At 41.8% G+C, this 23,459-nt stretch carries 17 protein-coding genes; 14 read left to right on the forward strand and 3 right to left on the reverse strand.

Annotation, left to right across the window (positions count from 1 at the left end; translation table 11 throughout):
- The first annotated feature begins 42 nt into the window (after positions 1 to 42).
- Positions 43 to 1,077: a hypothetical protein gene (locus JMX96_RS06455; protein WP_201568164.1), complete on the forward strand. Its 1,035-nt coding sequence runs from the start codon at positions 43 to 45 to the stop codon at positions 1,075 to 1,077.
- 52 nt (positions 1,078 to 1,129) lie between these two features.
- Positions 1,130 to 1,621, forward strand: a complete 492-nt coding sequence (locus tag JMX96_RS06460; protein WP_201568165.1) for an acyl-CoA thioesterase — start codon at positions 1,130 to 1,132, stop codon at positions 1,619 to 1,621.
- Positions 1,622 to 1,763: 142 nt separating this feature from the next.
- Here JMX96_RS06460 and ribBA read toward each other — a convergent pair whose 3' ends face one another.
- Both ribBA and JMX96_RS06470 read right to left on the reverse strand, forming a co-directional pair.
- Positions 1,764 to 2,876 carry a bifunctional 3,4-dihydroxy-2-butanone-4-phosphate synthase/GTP cyclohydrolase II gene (gene ribBA, locus JMX96_RS06465; protein WP_201568166.1) on the reverse strand — a complete coding sequence of 371 codons (1,113 nt, stop codon included), beginning with the start codon at positions 2,874 to 2,876 and terminating at the stop codon, positions 1,764 to 1,766.
- Positions 2,877 to 3,221: 345 nt separating this feature from the next.
- On the reverse strand, positions 3,222 to 4,511 hold the full coding sequence (locus JMX96_RS06470) for a replication-associated recombination protein A (protein ID WP_201568572.1): 1,290 nt from the start codon (positions 4,509 to 4,511) through the stop codon (positions 3,222 to 3,224).
- A gap of 437 nt (positions 4,512 to 4,948) precedes the next feature.
- Between JMX96_RS06470 and JMX96_RS06475 the strand changes: the two genes are divergently transcribed.
- Together JMX96_RS06475 and JMX96_RS06480 are read left to right on the forward strand one after the other, a co-directional pair.
- Positions 4,949 to 5,482, forward strand: a complete 534-nt coding sequence (locus JMX96_RS06475) for a type IV secretion protein Rhs (protein WP_201568167.1) — start codon at positions 4,949 to 4,951, stop codon at positions 5,480 to 5,482.
- A gap of 219 nt (positions 5,483 to 5,701) precedes the next feature.
- Entirely contained in the window at positions 5,702 to 6,634 is a 933-nt protein-coding gene (locus JMX96_RS06480) for a hypothetical protein (RefSeq protein WP_201568168.1), read from the forward strand.
- Positions 6,635 to 6,766: 132 nt separating this feature from the next.
- On the opposite strand, the gene gltA is transcribed toward JMX96_RS06480, so the two are convergent.
- Complete coding sequence (gltA, locus tag JMX96_RS06485) at positions 6,767 to 8,047, reverse strand: citrate synthase (protein WP_201568169.1); 1,281 nt, start codon at positions 8,045 to 8,047, stop codon at positions 6,767 to 6,769.
- A 1,016-nt stretch (positions 8,048 to 9,063) separates the two neighbouring features.
- Here gltA and sdhC point away from each other — a divergent pair.
- The 10 genes from sdhC to galE all read left to right on the forward strand — a co-directional run bounded on the left by sdhC (position 9,064) and on the right by galE (position 23,382).
- Entirely contained in the window at positions 9,064 to 9,450 is a 387-nt protein-coding gene (sdhC, locus tag JMX96_RS06490) for a succinate dehydrogenase, cytochrome b556 subunit (RefSeq protein ID WP_082624524.1), read from the forward strand.
- 2 nt (positions 9,451 to 9,452) lie between these two features.
- Complete coding sequence (gene sdhD, locus JMX96_RS06495; protein WP_057762261.1) at positions 9,453 to 9,857, forward strand: succinate dehydrogenase, hydrophobic membrane anchor protein; 405 nt, start codon at positions 9,453 to 9,455, stop codon at positions 9,855 to 9,857.
- Between the two features lie 331 nt (positions 9,858 to 10,188).
- Entirely contained in the window at positions 10,189 to 12,039 is a 1,851-nt protein-coding gene (sdhA, locus tag JMX96_RS06500; protein ID WP_057757857.1) for a succinate dehydrogenase flavoprotein subunit, read from the forward strand.
- Between the two features lie 223 nt (positions 12,040 to 12,262).
- On the forward strand, positions 12,263 to 12,973 hold the full coding sequence (locus tag JMX96_RS06505; protein ID WP_055123743.1) for a succinate dehydrogenase iron-sulfur subunit: 711 nt from the start codon (positions 12,263 to 12,265) through the stop codon (positions 12,971 to 12,973).
- Between the two features lie 915 nt (positions 12,974 to 13,888).
- The gene (locus tag JMX96_RS06510; protein ID WP_201568170.1) at positions 13,889 to 16,765 is read left to right on the forward strand and encodes a 2-oxoglutarate dehydrogenase E1 component; all 2,877 of its coding nucleotides are present in this window, start codon (positions 13,889 to 13,891) and stop codon (positions 16,763 to 16,765) included.
- 155 nt (positions 16,766 to 16,920) lie between these two features.
- Positions 16,921 to 18,168 carry a 2-oxoglutarate dehydrogenase complex dihydrolipoyllysine-residue succinyltransferase gene (gene odhB / locus JMX96_RS06515; RefSeq protein ID WP_101204629.1) on the forward strand — a complete coding sequence of 416 codons (1,248 nt, stop codon included), beginning with the start codon at positions 16,921 to 16,923 and terminating at the stop codon, positions 18,166 to 18,168.
- Between the two features lie 261 nt (positions 18,169 to 18,429).
- Complete coding sequence (lpdA, locus tag JMX96_RS06520) at positions 18,430 to 19,884, forward strand: dihydrolipoyl dehydrogenase (protein WP_179798602.1); 1,455 nt, start codon at positions 18,430 to 18,432, stop codon at positions 19,882 to 19,884.
- A gap of 158 nt (positions 19,885 to 20,042) precedes the next feature.
- Positions 20,043 to 21,209, forward strand: a complete 1,167-nt coding sequence (gene sucC, locus JMX96_RS06525; protein ID WP_057757869.1) for an ADP-forming succinate--CoA ligase subunit beta — start codon at positions 20,043 to 20,045, stop codon at positions 21,207 to 21,209.
- Positions 21,210 to 21,359: 150 nt separating this feature from the next.
- The gene (gene sucD, locus JMX96_RS06530; protein WP_101204626.1) at positions 21,360 to 22,235 is read left to right on the forward strand and encodes a succinate--CoA ligase subunit alpha; all 876 of its coding nucleotides are present in this window, start codon (positions 21,360 to 21,362) and stop codon (positions 22,233 to 22,235) included.
- A 94-nt stretch (positions 22,236 to 22,329) separates the two neighbouring features.
- On the forward strand, positions 22,330 to 23,382 hold the full coding sequence (galE, locus tag JMX96_RS06535; RefSeq protein ID WP_201568171.1) for a UDP-glucose 4-epimerase GalE: 1,053 nt from the start codon (positions 22,330 to 22,332) through the stop codon (positions 23,380 to 23,382).
- Positions 23,383 to 23,459: the final 77 nt, after the last annotated feature.

A 23,459-nucleotide genomic window follows, 5' to 3' on the forward strand; every position in this document is an offset into this window, starting at 1 on the left:
TGCTTTAAACATGTTTATCTATACCAATAACGGTACTGCCTTATGTCAATGAATTCTGAGTCCTTATCTAAGGATCCTTCTACTGTTCAGCAGCGCCGGCAAGCAAATATTTTGCTGCTACGGATGCAATGGCTGGTTATCTTATTACTGATCGCTGCATTATTGTGGCTATATATTAGTCAGCAGCGATTTCAGCATAGTGTCAACGATCGTTTGCAAAGTAATGAGCAAGTAATCAGTCGATTAAACGAAATGGACGATCGTCTATTTGCTATGAGTCAGCAGACGCTGCCAGAACCTAGAGTTAAAGCGAGTAGCCAAGCTCAGAATCAGTTGGACCTATTGCGTATCCAAATCAAAGCTGCTGATAGACTGTTGGCGGATAGTAATGACAGTGCCGCGATTGAGTTATTGCGAGGTCTACATTGGCAGTTATCGCAAAGCAGTAATGAGATTGCGCCTGCGCTCACTATCGTTATCAAGCAAAGTTTGCTCAAAGATATTGAGCGTCTGCAAGCGCAAAGCTCGCAGCCAAGCCCGTGGCAAATACAAAATCTGGCGATTCAAAATATTCAGGAATTTTTGCACAGTCATGAGCGCCTTGGCAGCTATGAAGGTACGGATCTACAGCGTCGAGAGCTGGTAGATGCGGCTATTGGAAATAAACAGCAGCCTAAAGCAATCAATGCTAATGATGCCTCAGCGGCTAGTGATACAAATTTAACGCGTCGTCAGCTCACTATCCATGAAGTCATCATGACGTTAAATTTAGCAAGCCAAGCCAGCAATATGCGTAAGCAAGATCAACTGGTCAGCTATTTGACGCAAGCACGCAGACAGTTAAAAACGTTGGTGCCTAAGGCCTCAACTAGCGACAATAAAAAGTCAGTACAAGCTGGCGCGATTGGCATTGTACAAGCCGATAAAAAACCAATCGATGGTCAAAGTAATCTTGAGACAATGAAAGCACCGAGTGATATACCAGAAGTAATTGTATGGCTAAATCAGTTGATTACTCATGCACCAAAACCAGCGCCATTATTGACGACAGAAATCTTAGACAAGCCGCAACGCTAACGAAAGCTAGTCACAATAGTTAATACAGAAAATATAAAACGTAAGGTAAGCAATGACCCATTCTAATGAAAGCTCAACATCCATATCTGATACAGCAAACGATCATCGCCCTGAGTTACTAGCTCATTATCCTGTTATTCATCATCAGCCGATACAGTGGGGAGAGATGGATGCCTTCAATCATCTGAATAATGTGGTTTACTATCGTTACGCTGAGTCAGCACGCATAAGTTATCTGCATGCGCTAGGAATGTTTGATGGTAGTATGGTCACTGTTTTAGCTCAGTCTAGCTGTCAGTATTTACGCCCAGTTACCTATCCTGATACGTTATTATTAGGTGTTCGCTGCAAGCGTTTAGGCAATACAAGTATGGCGATGGAATATAGTTACTATAGTACCGCACAAGAGATTATCGTTGCTACAGCAGAGGCTGTGGTAGTGCGTCTAGATAGTGATGGAAAAGGTAAATTGCCATGGACGGCAGCAGAGCGTCAACAGCTGCTAGCACTGGAAGCCAAGTTTGGTCATACGCCTGAGCTTTAGGTTGGTTCCTATGTGAGTCGATTGTTCATTTTTTCAAAAAGACTGTCTTGAATTAAAAGCTAAAAACAAAAAAAGGCACGCTAACATGATGTCAGCGTGCCTTTTTTATCACTCATTCTGCAACTAATTTCTTAAACAGTCGTTAGTCTTGCTGCGGTGCATGAACAAAATCAACCACGTTTAGATCAAAACCTGACAATGCAAAAAATTTCATTGGCGATGATAATAAGCGCATATCACGGACACCTAAATGACGTAATATCTGTGCACCAACACCGATGCTACGATAAGGTTGCTGCGTGATGGTTGATTGCGACTCGTTGACCGCGGCTTTATCCAGCGCATCTCCCAAATCAACTGGCTGATTACTACCAATCCATACGAGCACACCGCGATCTGAAGCACTGATTTCTTCTAGTGCTGACTGTACGCTCCAGCCACTACGGCCAGTCATATCGTTTTTAGCAGCGAATAAGTCGCGTAATGGGTGGAAGCCATGCACGCGTACAGTGCTGACGCCTTCGCTAACATCACCTTTTACTAAGGCTAAATGTGTTTCTTCAGCGCCAAACTCACGGAAGCGATGTAGCGTAAAAGTACCGTGTTCAGTTTCAAACGGATGTGACTCAATCTCTTCTACCGTTTGCTCATTCGCGATACGATAATTGATAAGGTCAGCAATCGTGCCTATCTTGATGTCATGCTCTTTTGCAAATATTTCAAGGTCGTCACGGCGCGCCATCGTACCATCTGCATTGATAATCTCTACAATCACCGCTGCAGGCTCTAGACCTGCTAAACGTGCTAAATCACAACCCGCTTCTGTATGGCCTGCACGGTGAAGAACACCACCGTTTTGGGCCATAATTGGAAAAATATGTCCAGGCTGAACGATGTCTTCAGGCTTTGCTGATGAAGATACCGCTGCCTGAATAGTACGTGCACGATCACCAGCAGAAATACCCGTAGTGACGCCTTCAGCCGCTTCAATTGAAACAGTAAAGTTGGTGCTAAACTTTGCCTCGTTACGATCTGACATCAGTGGCAGTGCCAATTGCTGGCAACGCGCTTGTGATAAGGTCAAACAAACTAGACCACGCGCGTGAGTAATCATAAAGTTAATATCTTCAGGGCGGACATGCGTCGCTGCCATGATGATGTCACCTTCGTTTTCGCGGTCTTCATCATCCATCAAGATGACCATTTTTCCAGCACGAATATCTTCGATAATCTCAGGGATTGCATTTAAACTCATAGTAAATCTCAATATTTTATTATTTATAAATAGGTGTCATTTAGAATATAGGGCTCTATCTGCTTATTGTAGCAGTAGATAATACAAAGCGCTGTTACGGTCAAGCAAAGCGCTACTACGGTCAAGTAAATCGCGCTATAAGCAATATAATTTGATATAAAAGTAACTTGCTTAATTGCTTGTATATATCATTATGAGGTTATTTTAACGCTTTTCAGCGTCACGTGCTGCGCCATCTTCCCACTATATCGTTCAGTATGTCAAAAATAGTCATAAATATTATCAATGAACATTAAAACTGACTCATAAATCTGTACGTTATATTTTTATTAATCTATATCACAGTTAGTCATTGATCGCTGCTTGGCTTTTTAGCCAGTCCATAAATTGCTTACTGCGCTGCTCACGCTGATTATCTGCAAACTCGTAAAAACTGGTACCAACCAAATTATCTGGTAAGTAGCTTTGAGGATAGTAATGGTTAGGATAATCGTGCGGGTAAGCATAACCTTGACCATAGCCTTGACTACGCATCAGTTTGGTCACGCCATTGCGCAAGTGTAGCGGTACAGGTGAGGCATCTTTTTCAGCCAACGCCATCGCAGCATTGATCGCTTTATAAGTGCTATTGCTTTTGGCACTGGTCGCTAGATACACCACAACTTGACCTAAAATAATACGCGCTTCTGGCATACCAATAGATTGCACACTACGCAATGCTGCATCAGCTAGGAGTAAGGCATTAGGATTGGCATTACCGATATCTTCACTGGCCAAAATCACTAAGCGCCGCGCAATAAAATCAGCAGGTTCGCCGCCTACCAGCATACGTGCCATCCAATACAATGCCGCATCGGGATCTGAGCCACGGACTGACTTTATCATTGCTGAGATAATATCGTAATGCTGCTCACCATCTTTGTCATATCTTACCAAAGCAGTCTGTGCTACTCGGCTGACCAATTCATCATTGATAATCACTGGCGACTGCTTGGTATCAGCTGTTTGAATGGCTAACTCTAATAAATTTAGCGCTTTTCTAGCATCACCATGGGCAAGCTGGCTAATGGTATCTTTTGCTTGTAAATCGACGGTCAACCTTTTGAGTATATTGTCTTCTGAGAGGGCTCGTTGCAACACGGTACTTATCTGCTCAGGTGTTAACGGCTCTAAACGATAAACTTGGCAACGTGATAGTAGAGCGTTGTTGACACTAAATGACGGGTTCTCCGTAGTGGCACCAATCAAAGTAATGTCACCAGACTCTACCGCGCCCAATAGCGCATCTTGCTGTGCTTTATTAAAGCGATGAATCTCATCAATGAAGACTACAGGTGATTCAAATGCCAGTGAATCTTTATTATCTAAGACTTCACGTAACTGTTTGACACCAGTATTTAACGCGGAGAGCGCATGAAAAGGTCGATTAACGGCATCGGCTAACAACATCGCAATGGTCGTTTTGCCAATACCTGCTTCACCGTGCAGGATAATAGATGGCAGGTGGCCTTGCTCTACCAAACGTCGTAATGGTGCTCCAGCTGCTAGCAAGTGCTCTTGACCAATAATATCAGTAAGAGAAGTAGGGCGCATACGCTGAGCAAGTGGGGTATCAGCATGGAAGTTAGGTGGCATAAGACTCTCTATCGGAAAATGAAAAAGCTGTTTATTAGCTGCAAAGGTAGTAACAGCAAGGTCTTTATAGTTAAATTTAAATAACAGCATAATAGGCTAACTTCACCATTCTCATTGGATTTTAACACTCGTATACGTTTGGCATGATTTTCGCAACAATTTTATAATAGCAATGAGTATTAGACATCAGTAGTAGAAGTAAGCTAGTTTATAAGGATGGTACTTGTTATAAGTCATACAGGCTAGGCTAACGCAAAAATATGTTAATGAAAGCTAACTAAGCGTATAGCTTGTGTCCCACGCACTTTAGTTTTCATTATTTACCTATATTAACGGCTCTACTATTAACAGTTCTACCGTATCGATGAGAAAAGTTGGCTAATTGCGATTGTTAACTATTAGAAGTAGCTTATCAAATATAAGGTATTACATTAACGATGTCTGAACCGACTCTTAAACGCTTATTCAATCGTTACTTGCGTAGTAATAGAGGCAAGCAGCAATCACGTTATCTGACAGCTGGCGAGATAGCGTTGGCGTATTCAGTATTTGGTGACAGCATCAAACTTGATGAAGTGCAGTTAAAGACAGCGTGGTGGGTACTAAAACATTATGCAGTTAGCCCTAATGGCAATATTTACTTTAATTCAGTCGATTGGATTAAGGATTTTAGCGAAGCTCCACTGAGCAAACGAAGCTGGCTCATACACGAGCTGACGCACGTATGGCAGTTACAGCAAGGCTTAAAAGTGGTACGCGGAGCGATTATCAACCGGAAATACGACTACGTGTTAGAAACAGGCAAATCATTTTTTAAGTATGGTATTGAGCAGCAGGCACGCATGGTTCAAGACTATTTTGTACGTCGTCAGCGTGGTCAGAACTGCCAAGAGTGGGAAGCTTGTATTCCATTTTTAACGGTGCAGCCTATTATTAAGGCAAAAAATACTGATGATCCATCAGTCATCTAGTTTTTAAAAACAACAGTAAGCTCGGTTATGATAAGTCATAATCGAGCTATAGAACGATTGAGCTATATAGTAATTGAGATACAGGTCAATTGTATAAATACTGGATAACTATGTTGGACAATCTAACAGTTAATTGTATCGCTAAAAATTAAAAAATAATGAACCGTAATTGTAATTTACCCTTTAATAATTTTGCTTTACCAAAGGATATATACTCTCATGTTTAAATTTTTGTCAGTAAAGCCTAATGTTGATACCCGCTACCCACCGACTTTGCTTGTAGCCGCACTGTCAGGAGTATTGTTTTTGACAGGCTGTCAGCAGTCTGACACATCGCCTGTAGCTGATGACAGTCAAACCAGTGAAAAAACCAATGTAGAAGACAGTCAGCCTATGCCAAAAAGTGACTCAGCTGCTGCGCGCATAAAACAATTTCAGCCGATATATGTCGCACAAGCGCAAAGTTTACAGAGACGATTGCAAGCAGAGTATGAGTCATTGCAAGCGGCAGATACGTCAGACAGTGAGGAGCTTTTATTACTGAATACTAATAATAGTGAAAATACAGATAGTAATAACGAAGTAGCGACCGATAATACCGCTCCTAACGCAAATACTACTGCTACCAGTCCTGAAGAAGTGGTGTCATCGAATATCGATATCGCCCCGATAGACAGTAATCCAAATGTAGATGCAGAGGTTGACGTCAATACTAGCACTGAAGTTGGTGAGCGTGATTTAACGGTTTTAAAACGTATCAGTCTTGAGCCGCGTAAACCTGTTATGTTGACCGAGGACCAAATTATAGAACGTTATCAGCAGACCATGGACGCTTTATATCAACCGGTGACAACACCGCTGAGCGCAGAGGATTCTGATACATTAATCAATGTGGCGACCTTGGTTCCGCAGTTATTTGAGCATGCAGAGATTGCTGGTAGAGTAAGTGCAAAAAGTCCGGCACTTGCTCGTTTAATTATTCAGCATCAGGTATGGGAACAAATAGAAGCTCAGCAAGTGGTTGATATGCAGCAAATGAAGCAGAAGCAGCAACAAGAGTTTGAAGCGCTAATGGCTAAGTTTAATGAAACTATCGAAGGATACGATGAGCAGATTGCCAAATATGAGCAAACGTTAAAAGAGTTTCAGTAACTGACTATATTTTTATGAACTGATTGAATTAATCATTTCTCATAAAACAATCAATATCAAATAACGAGAGTTAAGACAATAAAAAATCCCGCACGATGGCGGGATTTTTTATTGGGTAACGATTATTTTTGCTTACTTGCGATCTTCAACTTTTACAAAATCACGGCGCGTTTCACCAGTGTATAACTGACGTGGACGACCGATTTTGAACGGTGCACTGTGCATTTCTAACCAATGGCTGATCCAACCTGAAGTACGAGCCAATGCAAAGATTACGGTAAACATTGACGTTGGGATACCAATGGCTTTCAAAATGATACCAGAGTAGAAATCAACGTTTGGATATAAGTTACGCTCGATGAAGAACGGGTCTTCTAACGCAATTTTCTCTAATGCCATCGCCAATTCAAGCTTAGGATCGTTGATACCTAGTGCTTCTAGTACTTCATCACAGGTCTCTTTCATTACTTGAGCGCGTGGATCGAAGTTTTTGTAAACACGGTGACCAAAGCCCATTAGCTTCACTTCACGGCTCTTCACTTTTTCCATAAATTCAGGCACGTTCTCAACAGTACCGATTTCATCTAGCATCTCAAGAACAGCTTCGTTCGCGCCGCCATGTGATGGTCCCCATAGGGCTGCGATACCAGCAGCGATACACGCATAAGGGTTTGCGCCAGTAGAACCAGCTAAACGTACTGTTGACGTAGAAGCGTTTTGCTCATGGTCAGCGTGCAAGGTAAAGATTTTGTCCATTGCGCGAGTGATAACGTCGTTTTTCTCGTAGTCTACGTCAGCAGGCGTTGCAAACATCATGTATAAGAAGTTTTCTGCGTAGTTAAAGTCGTTACGCGGATACATGAACGGTTCGCCTTGTGAGTATTTATAACTCATCGCAGCAAGCGTAGGCATCTTAGCAATCAAACGAATAGCTGTGATTTCGCGATGTTCTTCATTGCTCACGTCTAGGTCTTCATGATAGAACGCTGATAAGGCACCAACGACACCAACCATAATAGCCATTGGATGCGCGTCACGGCGGAAGCCTTCAAAGAACTTACGCAGTTGATCATGAACAGGAGTATGCTCACGGATTTTTTCAAAAAATTCTTCTTTTTGCTCAGCAGTAGGTAGGTCGCCATGTAAAAGTGCATAAGCAACTTCTAGGTATTCAGCATTGTTCGCTAGCTCGTCGATAGGGTAGCCGCGGTGTAATAACTCGCCTTTGCCACCATCAATATAAGTAATCTTTGATTCAACAGGAGCAGTTACTTTAAAACCAGGGTCATAAGACCAAAATCCTGATTCTTGTAAAGCAGCAATATCGATAACTGGGCGCCCTAAAGTACCTTTAATAATAGGAAGTTCGTATTCTTCACCATTCACGGTTAGTTTGGCATTAGTATCAGCCATAAATTGCTCTCCATTGGTTTGACTTGTTAGAATAAATTACTACAGACGCATACCCTCGCGTCATTGTCGGTTGAACGGTAAAAGTGCATTCAACTCATTTAGTACGCAGGGTATATTAGCAGCAATTCTTGATGATTTGAAAAAACTTTTATGGACCATGTGTCCAATTGGCGCGGTGTGGCGGTAGTTATTCGCTGTAATTTTTGTATCAAAATATGTCTGTCAGGTTATTTTGCTTAAAATTCCTCTATTTTTGAGCAAGTTTATAGCAGCATTATCGAAGCAATATTTTGGGTTTGTAAATATATTTTAGAGACAAAACTCATAAATAATGACACCAAAAACTGGCAGACTATGCCTAGTAAGCGGATTAAAGTTTGTCATAATAATTACTGTTAAAATCAGTATTATCCTTATTCATCCATTTATTGATTAAATATGTATATATTCTTACTGAATGGATAAATTTGTAATTATTGCTCAGGCATTTTATAATTGTAGGAATTAACTGGCACTAGCTTTGCGCGAATTAATAAATGACCATGTTATAGTGTCGTTCAGAGCGTCTTCTATTCATGCTTATTTACGACTGTCTGGTGTTACGATAGACCAAACCGCATTCTATGGTTTGAACTTTCTTCTTAACCAATCCTTTTATTTGTTTGGCACAAGATTTCAAGTGCCTAATATAAGGTCTGCTCTGATATAGAAGACATAGTAACGTTGTCTTACTATTCATACGACCTCTAAAATAGACTGGTTAGTCGATGTTACTCATGTTTATTCTCTTTGTTGTATAATAGATAGGTTGTTTGATAGGCCTGTCGATTCGACAAGCGACATTAAACAGTCTATCAATACCTTTATATACATGATCCTTTCTTCATATTTAGCGCAAACTAAACGAAGTCAGCTAGCTCTTCCTTACTTTATTCGTCTCGTGTGTTGCTCGATGCTCAATTGACACTATTTATGTCAGGCGTTGATAGCAGATACAGGAGTATAACCGCAAAAGGATGCCCGCTGTGAAAAGCAACCGACCTATTGATCTGCCTTTAAGCCAAGTGATTAGCGTTAATCGCTCACCGATCGCGATCGCCTCTATCTTGCATCGTATCTCTGGCATTATTTTATTTTTATTGATTCCTGTCATGTTATGGATACTACAGAACTCATTGGCATCGCCTGAGAGTTTTGCGACCGTATTTGACAATGTACTTGTGCGCTTTTTAGCATGGATATTTGTTGCCGCCATTGCATATCATTTTGTAATGGGTATCAAACATTTATTTGCTGATATGGGCATGAATGAAGAGCTAAAATCTGGCCGCACTGCCTCTATGGTCAGTTTTGTGATTGCAGCGATTTTAGTTGTCGCGTCATTTGTATGGGTGATGTTCTAATGATAAAAAATGATTCAGGAATCAAAAGTGCTACTGGTCTGACAGGTTCAGGCTCACGTGATTGGATTATTCAGCGTATTAGTGCTGTTGTTTTAGCTGTTTATAGTGTGGTGTTGCTGGGCTTCTTTTTGACCCATGGCGATGTCACTTTTGTTGAATGGTCATCATTTATGACCAGCCTACCGATGCGTTTATTCAGCTTGGTTGCAGTACTTGCACTAGCTGGACATGCTTGGGTTGGGATGTGGACAGTATTTACTGACTATATTACAACAGGCAAACTGGGCTCAAGCGCAGCAGGTTTACGTTTAGTACTACAGTCATTGATGATTATCGCTATTTTAGTATTTCTATTTTGGGGCATCATGATTTTTTGGGGTAACGGTTTCGGTATCGCTGCCGTTTAACCATCTCATAAAAAGCTCTGATATCTATATATAACGACGGGTGCATCCAACTGATACATTAGTTGGCACAGTATTCTAGAGTCATCCGTTGATAGCCAAGAATAGTCATAGCATTGGACTAGCATTACTGATCAGCTAATTTGATTATAGTTGAGTAGGCTTAGTTCAGTATAACGATAGATATGCAAATTAAGTGGTCAACGACTATCAAGACTCTTTATTTTATAAGTGTATGAAATGGCCAAATAGTAAGCCTTTATAGCTGTAATAGAGATGTCTCAAAAAGTCTTTGATTTACTTTTACGCATTAACAGGCATTAGGAAAACCGTAATGGCAACTAGACAAGACAATACCATTAGTAATATCAAGACCCTAAACTACGATGCAGTTATCGTTGGTGGCGGCGGCTCAGGTATGCGTGCTTCATTGCATTTAGCGGAAGCAGGCATGAAGGTTGCTGTCCTTACCAAAGTATTCCCAACGCGTTCGCACACGGTTGCCGCTCAGGGTGGTATCGGTGCAAGTTTGGGCAACATGAGTAATGACAACTGGCACTTTCACTTCTATGATACCGTTAAAGGATCAGATTGGTTAGGTGACCAAGACGCTATCGAATATATGTGCCGTGAAGCGCCAAAAGTAGTCTATGAGCTTGAGCACATGGGCATGCCGTTTGACCGTAACGAAGATGGTACGATCTATCAGCGTCCGTTCGGTGGTCATACGTCTAACTATGGCGAAAAAGCAGTACAACGTGCTTGTGCCGCTGCTGACCGTACAGGTCATGCACTACTACATACGCTATATCAGAAAAACCTAGAGCAGGGCACTGAGTTCTTTATCGAGTGGATCGCCCTTGATTTGATCAAAGACGAAGCTGGTAACATCAACGGTGTCGTCGCGCTTGAGCAAGAGACTGGTACGATTGCAGTATTCCAGTCACCAATTACTGTCCTAGCGACAGGTGGTGCTGGCCGTATCTTCGCAGCTTCTACCAATGCTTATATCAATACTGGTGACGGTATTGGCATGGCAGTACGTGCTGGTATTCCATTACAAGACATGGAGTTCTGGCAATTCCACCCAACAGGTGTTCATGGTGCAGGTGTACTATTGACTGAAGGTTGCCGTGGTGAAGGTGCTATCTTGCGTAATAAAGATGGTGAAGCGTTCATGGAGCGTTATGCACCAACCGTGAAAGACTTGGCACCACGTGATCTCGTATCGCGCTCAATGGACCAAGAAATCAAAGAAGGCCGTGGTTGTGGTCCTAATGCTGATCATATCGTAATGGATATGACGCATTTAGGGGTTGAAACCATCATGAAGCGTCTACCATCAGTATTTGAGATTGGTAAGAACTTCGCTAACGTTGACATCACTAAAGAGCCAATTCCAGTAATCCCGACCATTCACTACATGATGGGCGGTATTCCGACCACTATTCATGGTCAAGTGATTGTACCGGATCTAGAAGCAGGTACTGATGAAGACGGCCTATATGCTAAAGGCAATGTGGTTAAAGGTCTTTATGCAATCGGTGAATGTGCTTGTGTAAGTGTACATGGTGCTAACCGTCTAGGTACGAACTCTCTACTAGATCTATTGGTATTTGGCCGTGCAGCTGGTAAGCATATCGTTGATGAGTTCCATCATGCAGATCATAACTATAAGCCACTTGATCCACGCGTACTTGACTTTACAGTGAAGCGTTTAGACAAGTTGCAACAGTCTACTGAAGGCTACAATGCGCAAGACGTGGCTGATGAGATTCGTGCTACGATGCAAAAACACGCTAGTGTATTCCGTACGCAAGCGATGATGGACGAAGGCGTTGAGAAGATTTTAGCGCTAGGTGAAAAAATCGACAAGATTCATCTTGGCGATAAATCACAAGTGTTCAACACAGCACGTATTGAAGCATTCGAAGTTGCTAACTTGTATGAAGTAGCAAAAGCGACAATGATATCTGCAGCGAAGCGTCATGAAAGCCGCGGCGCGCACAGTGTATCTGATTATGATCGTCCAGAAGATGATGATTACGCACCTAACGGCCGTAATGACCACGACTGGATGAAGCATACTTTGTGGTACTCTGAAGGCAATCGCATCATTTATAAGCCAGTACGTAAAGTGCCATTAACTGTTGATTATATCGAACCAAAAGTTCGCGTCTACTAATTCTAGACTGCATACTTTAAATATAGTTGATAGATAACAGCAGTGTTAACGTTTTATCCCTTATTAATTTATTAAAAAGGTGACCGCCAGCTACATGCTCATGCCAGCGCTACTACACTATTAATTGGTATTCGATATTGGTTATCAATACTGATTAATAGTTAGCGCAAATATGTTGCAATCTTTGTATGCCCGCCATCACCTACGTGTGGAGTTTAGCATTATGAGCCGAGGTACTCGCACCATCGAAATCTATCGCTACGATCCTGATCTGGACGCAGCGCCACGCATGCAAACTTATACGATTGAGCTACTTGATTCAGATCGTATGTTGCTTGACGTACTATTACGCCTAAAGAAAGAAGATGAAACGCTTACTTTCCGTCGCTCTTGCCGCGAAGGTATTTGTGGCTCTGACGGCATGAACATCAATGGTAAGAACGGTTTGGCATGTTTAATCAACATGAACACGCTACCAGAAAAAGTAACGGTTCGTCCGCTACCTGGTTTGCCAGTGGTTCGTGATTTGGTTGTTGATATGAACCAGTTCTATGAGCAGTATGAAAAAGTACATCCATACTTAATTAATGATCAGCCAGCACCGCCAACTGAGCGTTTACAGTCACCTGAACAGCGTGAAAAACTGAACGGTCTATACGAATGTATTCTATGTGCTTGCTGTTCAACCAGCTGCCCATCTTTCTGGTGGAACCCTGATAAGTTCCTAGGACCATCAGCGTTATTACATGCTTATCGCTTCGTTGCTGATAGCCGTGACGGTGATACTCAAGCACGTTTAGCTCGCTTAGACGATCCGTTTAGCTTGTTCCGTTGCCGCGGTATCATGAACTGTGTATCAGTTTGTCCAAAAGGATTGAATCCAACCAAAGCGATCGGTCATCTACGTAATATGTTGATTGACCAAGCTGGTTAAGCATAAATAATTGATCTTTATAGTTACTATACGAAAAACACCACCTATTCATTAGGTGGTGTTTTTGTTAGTTAAAAAGCTGATATATAGGTTTACTACTTTTTATAGTTAACTTGTTATCTAAAGAATAGGATAAATTCGGTCTATTGAAAAATAGGTATCAAACGATTTAAGAGTAAAACTGTATGGTCAATACGTTGGTCGTATGTAAGAAGAAATAATATATAGACAATCACCCTATATAATCGAATATAGACATAGTCGAATTTTGGTATAATTGTATTTGGTATTTGATGAGATGATCAAAGCGTCTTTTTTAACGCTTAATATGTACCGTTTGAGCAGATTATGACATTATCAGGCTAAAATACTATGCGCACAATGATTATGCGTTTATAATTGATGATAGATATTCATTACATAAATACCTAGTATTGAACAAACAAACTATGTCGCAAAAAATGGGCATGATAATCTATACAGCAATGTATGTCTGTCTGAAAAGGCAGGATTTATCAGCAAATTTAGGGTAATTCAGCATCAATAACCAGTTTATAGGTTAGCTGAAAATATAATTATCTATTAATAGCTTATCATTAATGGATTGGTTATGACTCAAAGAAGTATATATAAATTAATGTTGTGAAACGAGCTAGATAAGAAAACTGAGCGTTCACAAATAGTTTTATTTTTAGACGGGTATTGCAATAAGACTTGTTACCACTATTTAGCATCACTTGCTCTTGTAGACAATGACAGCAATATTCTATGGTGATGGCAATACTTAGGGATAAAAGTGTTTTATCGAATAGTATTTAACAGGATATGACACATTGTCTAACTACCTGAGCATACAACGACTGACACAATAATAAGCACGATTCCATTCATTTATCTATCAAATAGACGATTATTATGAATAGTATAACCAAAGAAAAATCTGGCCAAGTACATACCGAACTGGCTGCCGATAACGCCAACTATATAGAAGCTCTCTACGAGCAATACCTAACAGACCCTGATAGTGTTGATACTGACTGGCAAACGTACTTTGAACAGTATAAGTCGCAGAACGATGCTCAGCACAACGCTATCAAAGATCAGTTCTTACTACTTGCTCGTAATCAAACGGCAAATAAGAGTAGCAGTACTGATACCGGCTCTAGCAGCTCTGCCAACTGTGATCCTAAGCAGATGGGCGTACAGCAACTAATCTCAGCATATCGTCGTCGTGGTCATCGCCGTGCCAAGCTTGATCCTTTAGATTTGCATCCACGTGCAGAAGTAGAAGACTTGACGCTTGCTTATCATAATTTGTCAGAAGCTGATCTCGATACCGTATTCCCGACCAATGATTTAGTTATTGGTAAAGATGAAGCTACATTGCGCGAAATCATCGAAATCATGGAACGTGTTTACTGTGGCCATATCGGTGTCGAGTATATGCATGTTACCACCAGTACCGAAAAACGCTGGATGGAAGAATATCTAGAGACCAATCTAGGCTATATCAAATTCGACAAAGAAAAACGTTTATCTATTCTTGAGCGCTTAACCGCTGCTGAAGGTCTAGAAAAATACCTTGCTCGTAAATATACGGGTGTTAAGCGTTTCGGTTTGGAAGGGGGCGAGAGCTTCATTCCTGCTATCAATGAAATCATTCAACGTGCTGGTGGTTATGGCACCAAAGAAATGGTTATTGGCATGGCTCACCGTGGCCGCTTGAACCTATTAGTCAACATCTTAGGTAAAAACCCTGCAGACTTGTTTGACGAGTTTGATGGTAAAGTGCAGCCAGAAAAAGGCTCAGGTGACGTTAAATACCACAATGGTTTTTCATCTAATGTGATGACACCAGGTGGCGAAGCGCATTTGGCTTTAGCATTTAACCCATCGCATCTTGAAATTGTCGCGCCAGTACTACAAGGCTCAGTACGTGCCCGTCAAGTACGCCGTAACGATCAGCCACTACTAGACAATACTGGTGGTAATTCAGTATTACCTATCGTGATTCATGGTGATGCCGCTTTTGCTGGTCAAGGTGTGGTTCAAGAAACCTTCCAAATGTCACAAACCCGTGCTTATACCACTGGCGGTACTGTGCATATCGTGATCAATAACCAAGTTGGCTTTACTACTAGTCGTCAAGAAGATGTTCGTTCAACTGAATATTGTACTGATGTTGCTAAGATGGTTCATGCTCCTATCCTACATGTAAACGGTGATGATCCTGAAGCAGTCGTATTTGCTGCTCAGTTAGCATTAGATTATCGTCATAAGTTTGACAAAGATATCATCATTGATTTGTTCTGCTATCGTCGTAATGGCCATAACGAGGCAGATGAGCCATCTGCAACTCAGCCATTGATGTATGCTGTTATTAAGAAGCTTCCGACTACTCGTACTCTTTATGCGCAAAAACTTATCGCAGAAGGTATCTTGAATGCCGAAGAAGAGAAACAGTACGAAGATGATTATCGTGAGTCGTTAGACCGTGGTGATTATGTTGTTAGCTCATTGGTTCAAGAGCCTAACGAGCAGTTGTTCGTAGATTGGAAACCTTATCTAGGTCATGACTTGGTTGATGACTGGGATACCAGTGTTGATATCGAAAAGCTCAAAGGTTATGGACGCCGTATGGCCGAAATGCCAGAGGGCTACAAGTTACAACGTCAGGTTCAAAAAGTCGTTGAGCAGCGTCTAGCGATGCAAACTGGCGAAGAGCCTCTTAACTGGGGTGCAGCTGAGACATTGGCTTATGCATCATTGGTCGATAACGACGGCGTATTAGTACGTATTACTGGTGAAGATGTTGGCCGTGGTACTTTCTCACATCGTCATAGCGAAATATACAATGTCAATGATGGTAGCATGTATGTACCGTTGTCTCATTTAAGTGAGAACCAAGCACGCTTTGCTACTTACAACTCATTGTTATCAGAAGAAGCGGTACTAGCCTTTGAATATGGTTACGCGACCACCGTACCGAACGCATTGATCGTTTGGGAAGCACAGTTTGGTGATTTCGTTAACGGTGCTCAAGTTGTGATTGACCAGTTCATCTCAAGCGGTGAGACCAAATGGCAGCGTGTTTGTGGTTTGACAATGTTGTTACCACATGGCTTTGAAGGTCAAGGCCCTGAGCATTCATCTGCACGTTTAGAACGTTTCTTACAGCTATGTGCTGAAGACAATATGCAGGTTATTACGCCAACGACTCCTGCGCAAATTTATCATGCATTACGTCGTCAGGCAGTACGTCCTATTCGTAAGCCATTGATTGTCATGTCACCAAAGAGCTTATTACGTCATAAGCTAGCAACTTCTAATTTAGAAGAGCTTGCGAATGGTAAGTTTGAGACGGTATTGTCAGAGATGGACGATCACAACGCAGATAAAGTGACCCGTATGGTTCTGTGTGGTGGTAAGGTTTATTATGATTTGTTGGAGCAGCGCCGCGCATTAGGTCTTGATCATGTGGCTATCGTTCGTATTGAGCAATTGTATCCATTACCAGAGACTCGCTTAATCGCTGAAATCGAAAAATACAGCAACCTAACTGAAATCGTATGGACGCAAGAAGAGCCATTGAACCAAGGCGCTTGGTACTATTTAGCACCGCATATGTTCCGTATTGTCGTACCTCATCCAACCAAAGCAAAAGTCATGGAGCCAGTAGCGCGTCCTCCTAGTGCAGCCCCTGCAACAGGATCACCAAAACTACACGCTCAACAACAGCAAGCACTCATTGCTGGTGGCCTTGGCATAAGTGTTGATGAGTTAGCTCAGTAACACCTTGTCTAATCAAAAGATTATAGAAGATAAATGAATCAGGCGATGACAGTCAGTGTTTTTTAATAAAATATAAGCAAAGTTATTAGAAAACTACTGACTGCCTATCACGACTTAATAATAAGTATGAATATCCAAATCTAAGGAGTATATCGATGGCTGACATCAAAGCCCCCGTTTTTCCAGAATCGGTTGCCGATGGCACAATCGTTGAGTGGCATGTCACTGAAGGTCAACAAGTTAATCGTGATGACCTATTGGCTGAAATTGAAACTGATAAAGTTGTATTAGAAGTTGTGGCACCTGATGATGGTGTATTGACCAAAATCGTAAAGCAAGTTGACGATACTGTATTGTCTGATGAGCTTATCGCTCAGTTTGAAGCCGGTGCAAGTGCTGGTGCTAGCGCAGAAGAAGCGCCAGCAGTAGATCCAGACCAACCAGCTGCGCCAGTTCAAGCAAAGCAAGCTGCTGATGGTGGCGAGCCTGTTCAAGCAACAGATAAGAAAGGCGAAGCTGATCATAAAGATCAAAGCCCAGCAGTTCGTAAAGCAGCAAAAGAGTCAGGCGTAGATCCTAAAGAAGTTGAAGGTAGTGGCCGCGGTGGTCGTGTAACCAAAACTGATATGGCTAACCCAACATTGAAATCAGACAGCAGTATCAAGTCTGACAGTGGCCGTCCTGTTGCTGAATCAATGGGTGAGCGTACTGAAAAACGTGTTCCAATGACTCGTCTTCGTAAGCGTGTTGCTGAGCGTCTACTATCAGCATCACAAGATACAGCGATGTTGACGACGTTTAACGAAGTGAACATGAAGCCATTAATGGACATGCGCGCTAAGTACAAAGAGAAGTTCGAAAAGCGTCATGGCGTACGTTTAGGCTTTATGTCGTTATTCGTAAAAGCAGCGACAGAAGCGCTAAAACGCTTCCCAGCAGTAAACGCTTCACTAGATGGCGATGACATTGTTTATCATGGCTTTTATGATATCGGTGTAGCAGTATCTTCAGATCGTGGCTTGGTTGTTCCAGTACTACGTGATACTGATCGCATGAGCATGGCTGACGTTGAAAGCACAATCCGTGAGTTTGGCGGTAAAGCACAGCAAGGTAAGCTTGGTTTAGAAGACATGACTGGCGGTACTTTCACTATCTCTAACGGTGGTGTATTTGGTTCATTGATGTCAACACCTATCTTGAACCCACCACAAACTGCTATCCTAGGTATGCACGCTATCAATGACCGCCCAATGGCTGTTGACGGCAAAGTTGAAATCTTACCAATGATGTACCTAGCACTGTCTTATGACCATCGTATGATTGATGGTAAAGAAGCAGTACAGTTCTTGGTAACTATCAAAGAATTGGTCGAAGACCCTGCAATGCTACTACTAGACCTGTAAGCTTTTAAGCTTGTATTGGCAACCGCTGATACAAGCTTTTTAACTTTGGTATAGATAATGATTTTTATTAATCAGCGATTACTTAATGCGCTGATAACTGTATTTAAATGAATTTAATAATGGTGACTTGTTATCGATTATCGATGAGTGAGTCTATCTCACTGACATAGTGTATTAACTATTCAATGTAAATAACGCTGATCTATCAGCAAGATAACAACCAGTTTAAATGACACATACAATTAAAAATAGGAACGTACTATGAAAGACAATTATGATTTAGTCGTCATCGGCGGCGGTCCTGGTGGTTACGAAGCAGCTATTCGTGCAGGCCAGCTCGGTATGAGTGTTGCTTGTATCGAAAAGCGCGTTTATAAAGGCGAGCCAGCACTTGGCGGTACTTGCTTAAACGTTGGTTGTATCCCATCAAAAGCCCTACTTGACAGCTCACATCGTTACGAAGCTACTAAGCATGACCTTGACGAGCACGGTATCAGTACTGGTGACGTTGCTATCAATATCGAAAAAATGATAGAGCGTAAAGAAGGTATTGTTAAGCAGTTGACTGGTGGTGTTGCCGCGTTGCTAAAAGGCAATGGTGTTGACTGGCTACAAGGCTGGGGTACTTTAGTTGACGGTAAAGGCGCTGACAAGAAAGTCAAATTTACTGCTCTAGAAGACGAAAGCGAAACGACGATCACTGCTAAGAATGTTATTCTTGCGGCAGGTTCTGTGCCTATCGAGATTCCTGTTGCCAAAACTGACGGCGACCGCATTGTTGATTCAACTGGCGCACTTGATTTCACTGAAGTACCTAAGCGTCTAGGCGTTATTGGTGCTGGTGTTATCGGTCTTGAGCTTGGTTCAGTATGGCGTCGTCTAGGTGCAGAAGTAGTGGTATATGAAGCACTTCCTAGTTTCTTAGCTGCTGCTGACAAAGACATCTCAAAAGAAGCTGGCAAAATGCTGAAGAAGCAAGGTCTTGATATCCGTGTTGATACCAAAGTAACCAATGCTGAAGTACAAGGTGACCAAGTTGTCGTCACTAGCGAAAGCAAAGGCGAGTCTTCTGAAGAAAGCTTTGATAAGCTAATCGTTTGTGTTGGCCGCCGTGCATATTCTGAAAAGCTACTTGGCGATGATAGCGGTATCACGTTGACTGAACGTGGCCTTATCGATGTTAATGACCAGTGCAAAACCAACCTTGATGGCGTTTATGCTATCGGTGATTTGGTCCGTGGTCCTATGCTTGCGCATAAAGCTATGGAAGAGGGCATGATGGCTGTTGAACGTATTCATGGCGAAAAACCTCAAGTTAACTATGACACTATCATCAATGTCATTTATACTCACCCAGAAATCGCATGGGTAGGTTTGACTGAGCAAGAAGCTGAAGAAGCTGGCTATGAAGTTAAAACAGGTTCTTTCAACTTAGCTGCCAACGGTCGTGCATTAGCGCAAAGTGAAGCGCAAGGTTCTGTGAAAGTAGTTGCTGATGCAAAAACAGATCGCTTGTTAGGTATGCATGCTATCTCTGCTGGTGCTGGTGATATCGTCCATCAAGGTATGATCGCGATGGAATTTGTTTCTAGCATTGAAGACTTGCAGTTGATGACATTTGCTCATCCAACTATTTCAGAAGCAGTACATGAAGCTGCTCTATCTGCAGATGGTCGTGCTATTCACGCTATCCAGCGCAAAAAACGTAAGAAATAAGTAGTTGCTCGTTTAGTTATTATCGATTTACAACCTGATTGGGGTATCGCTATTTTGGTGATACCACAATCATGAGTGCGTCAGACGTATGATTAATATGTATATGTACGCACTTGATTTCACTTTTTATTAATTGTAAAAAATAAAGGATACAATCAATGAATTTACATGAGTATCAAGCAAAAGAGCTATTAAAAAGCTACGGTTTGCCAATTCAAGAAGGCATCATCGCTCATAACGGCGAAGAAGCTGCTGCAGCTTTTGATAAAACCCCAACTGATATTGCGGTAATTAAAGCGCAAGTACATGCTGGTGGTCGCGGTAAAGCTGGTGGCGTAAAGCTAGTTAAAACTCGTGAAGAAGCTAAACAAGTTGCTGAAGAGCTGATCGGTACTAACCTAGTAACGTTCCAAACTGATGCTGATGGTCAGCCAGTAAACTTTGTATTGGTTGCAGAAGATATGTATCCAGTACAAACTGAGCTATATCTTGGCGCAGTCGTTGATCGTGCAACTCGTCGTGTAACTTTCATGGCATCTACCGAAGGTGGTGTAGATATCGAAGAAGTAGCACACAGCACTCCAGAAAAAATCTTCAAAGTAAATGTTGATCCTTTAGTAGGTTTAATGCCTTTCCAAGCGCGCGACGTTGCGTTCAAACTTGGTCTAGAAGGCAAGCAAATCAACCAGTTCGTTAAATTGATGACTGGCGCTTATAAAGCATTTGTTGAAAACGACTTTGCTCTAATGGAAATTAACCCATTAGCTGTTCGTGAAAATGGCGAAATCGTTTGTGTTGATGGCAAAATCGGTATCGATTCAAACGCACTGTATCGTCTGCCAAAAATCGCAGCGCTACAAGACAAGACTCAAGAAAACGAGCGTGAGCTTAAAGCTGCTGAATTTGACCTAAACTATGTTGCTCTAGAAGGTAACATCGGTTGTATGGTTAACGGTGCTGGTCTTGCAATGGCGACCATGGACATCATCAAATTGTATGGCGGCAAGCCTGCTAACTTCTTGGACGTTGGCGGCGGCGCAACTAAAGATCGCGTTGTTGAAGCGTTCAAAATTATCCTAGAAGACAGCAGTGTTGAAGGCGTTCTAATCAACATCTTCGGCGGTATCGTACGTTGTGACATGATTGCAGAAGCGATTATCGCTGCTATTAAAGAAGTTGACGTACAAGTACCAGTTGTTGTTCGTTTAGAAGGTAACAACGCTGAGCTAGGCGCACAAATCCTAGAAGAGTCTGGTCTGAAATTGATTTCAGCTCAAGGTTTATCTGACGCGGCTCAAAAAATTGTCGATGCTGTTAAAGCGTAAGTCTTTAAACATAAGTGTTTAGAGATAGACGCTTAAGCATAGTAGTCAAATCGTAATAGTGGTTTTTATAACAAAGATTGGTTATCAAAATTTGATAATAATAGCTATAAAATCCACTGTTACAAGACAACCGAATACAAGGAAAATATAATGAGTGTATTAATCGATAAAGATACCAAAGTATTGGTACAAGGTTTTACTGGTAAAAATGGTACGTTCCATTCTGAACAAGCCATCGAATACGGTACAAAAGTAGTTGGTGGTGTAACGCCAGGTAAAGGCGGTCAAACGCACCTAGGCCTACCAGTATTTAACACTATGGCGGAAGCCATGGAAGCGACTCAAGCTGACGCTTCTGTTATCTACGTACCAGCGCCATTTGTACTAGATTCTATCGTTGAAGCAATCGATGCTGGCGTTAAGTTGATCGTTGTGATCACTGAAGGCGTACCGACTATCGATATGCTAAAAGCAAAACGCTATCTTGAAGAAGCTGGCGACGTACGTTTGGTTGGTCCTAACTGCCCAGGCGTTATCACTCCAGGTCAGTGCAAAATCGGTATCATGCCAGGCCATATCCATCAGCCAGGTAAAGTGGGTATCATCTCACGCTCTGGTACTTTGACTTATGAAGCCGTAGCTCAGACGACTAAGCTTGGTTTTGGTCAGTCAACTTGTATCGGTATCGGCGGTGATCCTATCCCTGGTATGAACCAGATTGACGCATTGAAGCTATTTGAAGCTGATCCACAGACTGAAGCTATCATCCTAATCGGTGAGATCGGTGGTACTGCTGAAGAAGAAGCTGCTGCTTATATCAAAGACCATGTAACTAAACCAGTTGTTGGTTATATTGCTGGTGTTACTGCTCCAGAAGGTAAGCGTATGGGTCATGCTGGCGCTATCATTTCTGGTGGTCAAGGTACTGCTGAAGAGAAATTCAAAGCGTTTGAAGATGCTGGGATCGCGTACACACGTGACCCATCTAAGCTTGGCGACAAGCTAAAAGAAGTTACTGGTTGGTAAAATAGGCAAAAGCCCGCTAACTACCAAAACTCTATTGAATTACTGATAAGACACCCCTACAATGGGGTGTCTTTTTTTTATGCTTGAAAGTATTATGAAAAATCAAATATTAGTTACTGGCGGTGCTGGATATATCGGTTCGCATACTTGTATAGCACTACACGAAGCAGGCTATGATATTGTTGTATACGATAACTTATCTAATAGTAGCCGTGAAGCGATTAACCGTGTCTCTACTCTCATTGGACAGACAGTTGATTTTATCGAAGGGGATATACGAGATCCTGATTTACTGAGAGAAGTCTTTGCTTCGCACGAATTCTTTGGGGTGATTCATTTTGCTGGATTAAAAGCAGTTGGGGAGTCAGTAGCAAAGCCATTACTGTATTATAATAATAATGTCAGCGGTACCATAAACTTATTAGAAGTTATGGCAGAATATAATATTAAAAATTTAGTTTTTTCATCATCTGCCACTGTCTATGGTGATCCTGAATCCTTACCCATCGATGAGAGCTCGAAGCGTTCTTGTACCAATCCTTATGGTCAGAGCAAGCTTGCAGTTGAACATATCTTGGAAGACCTAGCTGTGTCTGATGACAGCTGGAACCTGATTACTCTCAGATACTTTAATCCAGTAGGAGCACACTCATCCGGGCAGATTGGCGAAGACCCTAATGACATTCCTAATAATTTGATGCCTTATATTTCTCAAGTTGCCGTCGGCAAACTTGATAAGCTCAGTATCTTTGGTAATGATTATCCTACTGTCGATGGAACAGGTGTCCGTGACTTTATTCATGTCACTGACTTGGTTCAGGGTCATGTATCAGCGCTTAATTACTTAGAGCAGCGAACCAGTTCAAGAAACTCTTCAGATATGACAAAATCAGTAGGTTTTTTACCTATCAACTTAGGCACTGGCAAAGGTACGTCTGTTTTAGAGTTGGTATCTGCATTTTCTGAAATATCTGGTCAGAGCATTCCTTATCAGTTTACAGGTCATCGAGCAGGTGATATCGCCAGTTGCTATGCCAGTGCCGATAAAGCAAAAACGTTATTAGGGTGGCAAGCTAAATTATCGATTGCTGATATGTGTCAAGATACATGGCGTTGGCAAAGTATGAACCCAAATGGTTATAAGTAAAAATTGTTTATTAGTAAATCACTCTTTAGTTATTTATATGGGAGTGAAAATGGTGTTCATATAAAAGAAGCTTTTAG

The sequence above is a fragment of the Psychrobacter sp. JCM 18900 genome, assembly GCF_904846625.1.
Taxonomy (GTDB): domain Bacteria; phylum Pseudomonadota; class Gammaproteobacteria; order Pseudomonadales; family Moraxellaceae; genus Psychrobacter.

Excerpts from the sequence above, each read along its gene's own strand:
- JMX96_RS06455 (WP_201568164.1), top strand. The coding sequence starts at position 43 with ATGTCAATGAATTCTGAGTCCTTATCTAAGGATCCTTCTACTGTTCAG.
- JMX96_RS06460 (WP_201568165.1), top strand. The coding sequence starts at position 1,130 with ATGACCCATTCTAATGAAAGCTCAACATCCATATCTGATACAGCAAAC.
- ribBA (WP_201568166.1), bottom strand. The coding sequence starts at position 2,876 with ATGAGTTTAAATGCAATCCCTGAGATTATCGAAGATATTCGTGCTGGA.
- JMX96_RS06470 (WP_201568572.1), bottom strand. The coding sequence starts at position 4,511 with ATGCCACCTAACTTCCATGCTGATACCCCACTTGCTCAGCGTATGCGC.
- JMX96_RS06475 (WP_201568167.1), top strand. The coding sequence starts at position 4,949 with ATGTCTGAACCGACTCTTAAACGCTTATTCAATCGTTACTTGCGTAGT.
- JMX96_RS06480 (WP_201568168.1), top strand. The coding sequence starts at position 5,702 with ATGTTTAAATTTTTGTCAGTAAAGCCTAATGTTGATACCCGCTACCCA.
- gltA (WP_201568169.1), bottom strand. The coding sequence starts at position 8,047 with ATGGCTGATACTAATGCCAAACTAACCGTGAATGGTGAAGAATACGAA.
- sdhC (WP_082624524.1), top strand. The coding sequence starts at position 9,064 with ATGCCCGCTGTGAAAAGCAACCGACCTATTGATCTGCCTTTAAGCCAA.
- sdhA (WP_057757857.1), top strand. The coding sequence starts at position 10,189 with ATGGCAACTAGACAAGACAATACCATTAGTAATATCAAGACCCTAAAC.
- JMX96_RS06505 (WP_055123743.1), top strand. The coding sequence starts at position 12,263 with ATGAGCCGAGGTACTCGCACCATCGAAATCTATCGCTACGATCCTGAT.
- JMX96_RS06510 (WP_201568170.1), top strand. The coding sequence starts at position 13,889 with ATGAATAGTATAACCAAAGAAAAATCTGGCCAAGTACATACCGAACTG.
- odhB (WP_101204629.1), top strand. The coding sequence starts at position 16,921 with ATGGCTGACATCAAAGCCCCCGTTTTTCCAGAATCGGTTGCCGATGGC.
- lpdA (WP_179798602.1), top strand. The coding sequence starts at position 18,430 with ATGAAAGACAATTATGATTTAGTCGTCATCGGCGGCGGTCCTGGTGGT.
- sucC (WP_057757869.1), top strand. The coding sequence starts at position 20,043 with ATGAATTTACATGAGTATCAAGCAAAAGAGCTATTAAAAAGCTACGGT.
- sucD (WP_101204626.1), top strand. The coding sequence starts at position 21,360 with ATGAGTGTATTAATCGATAAAGATACCAAAGTATTGGTACAAGGTTTT.
- galE (WP_201568171.1), top strand. The coding sequence starts at position 22,330 with ATGAAAAATCAAATATTAGTTACTGGCGGTGCTGGATATATCGGTTCG.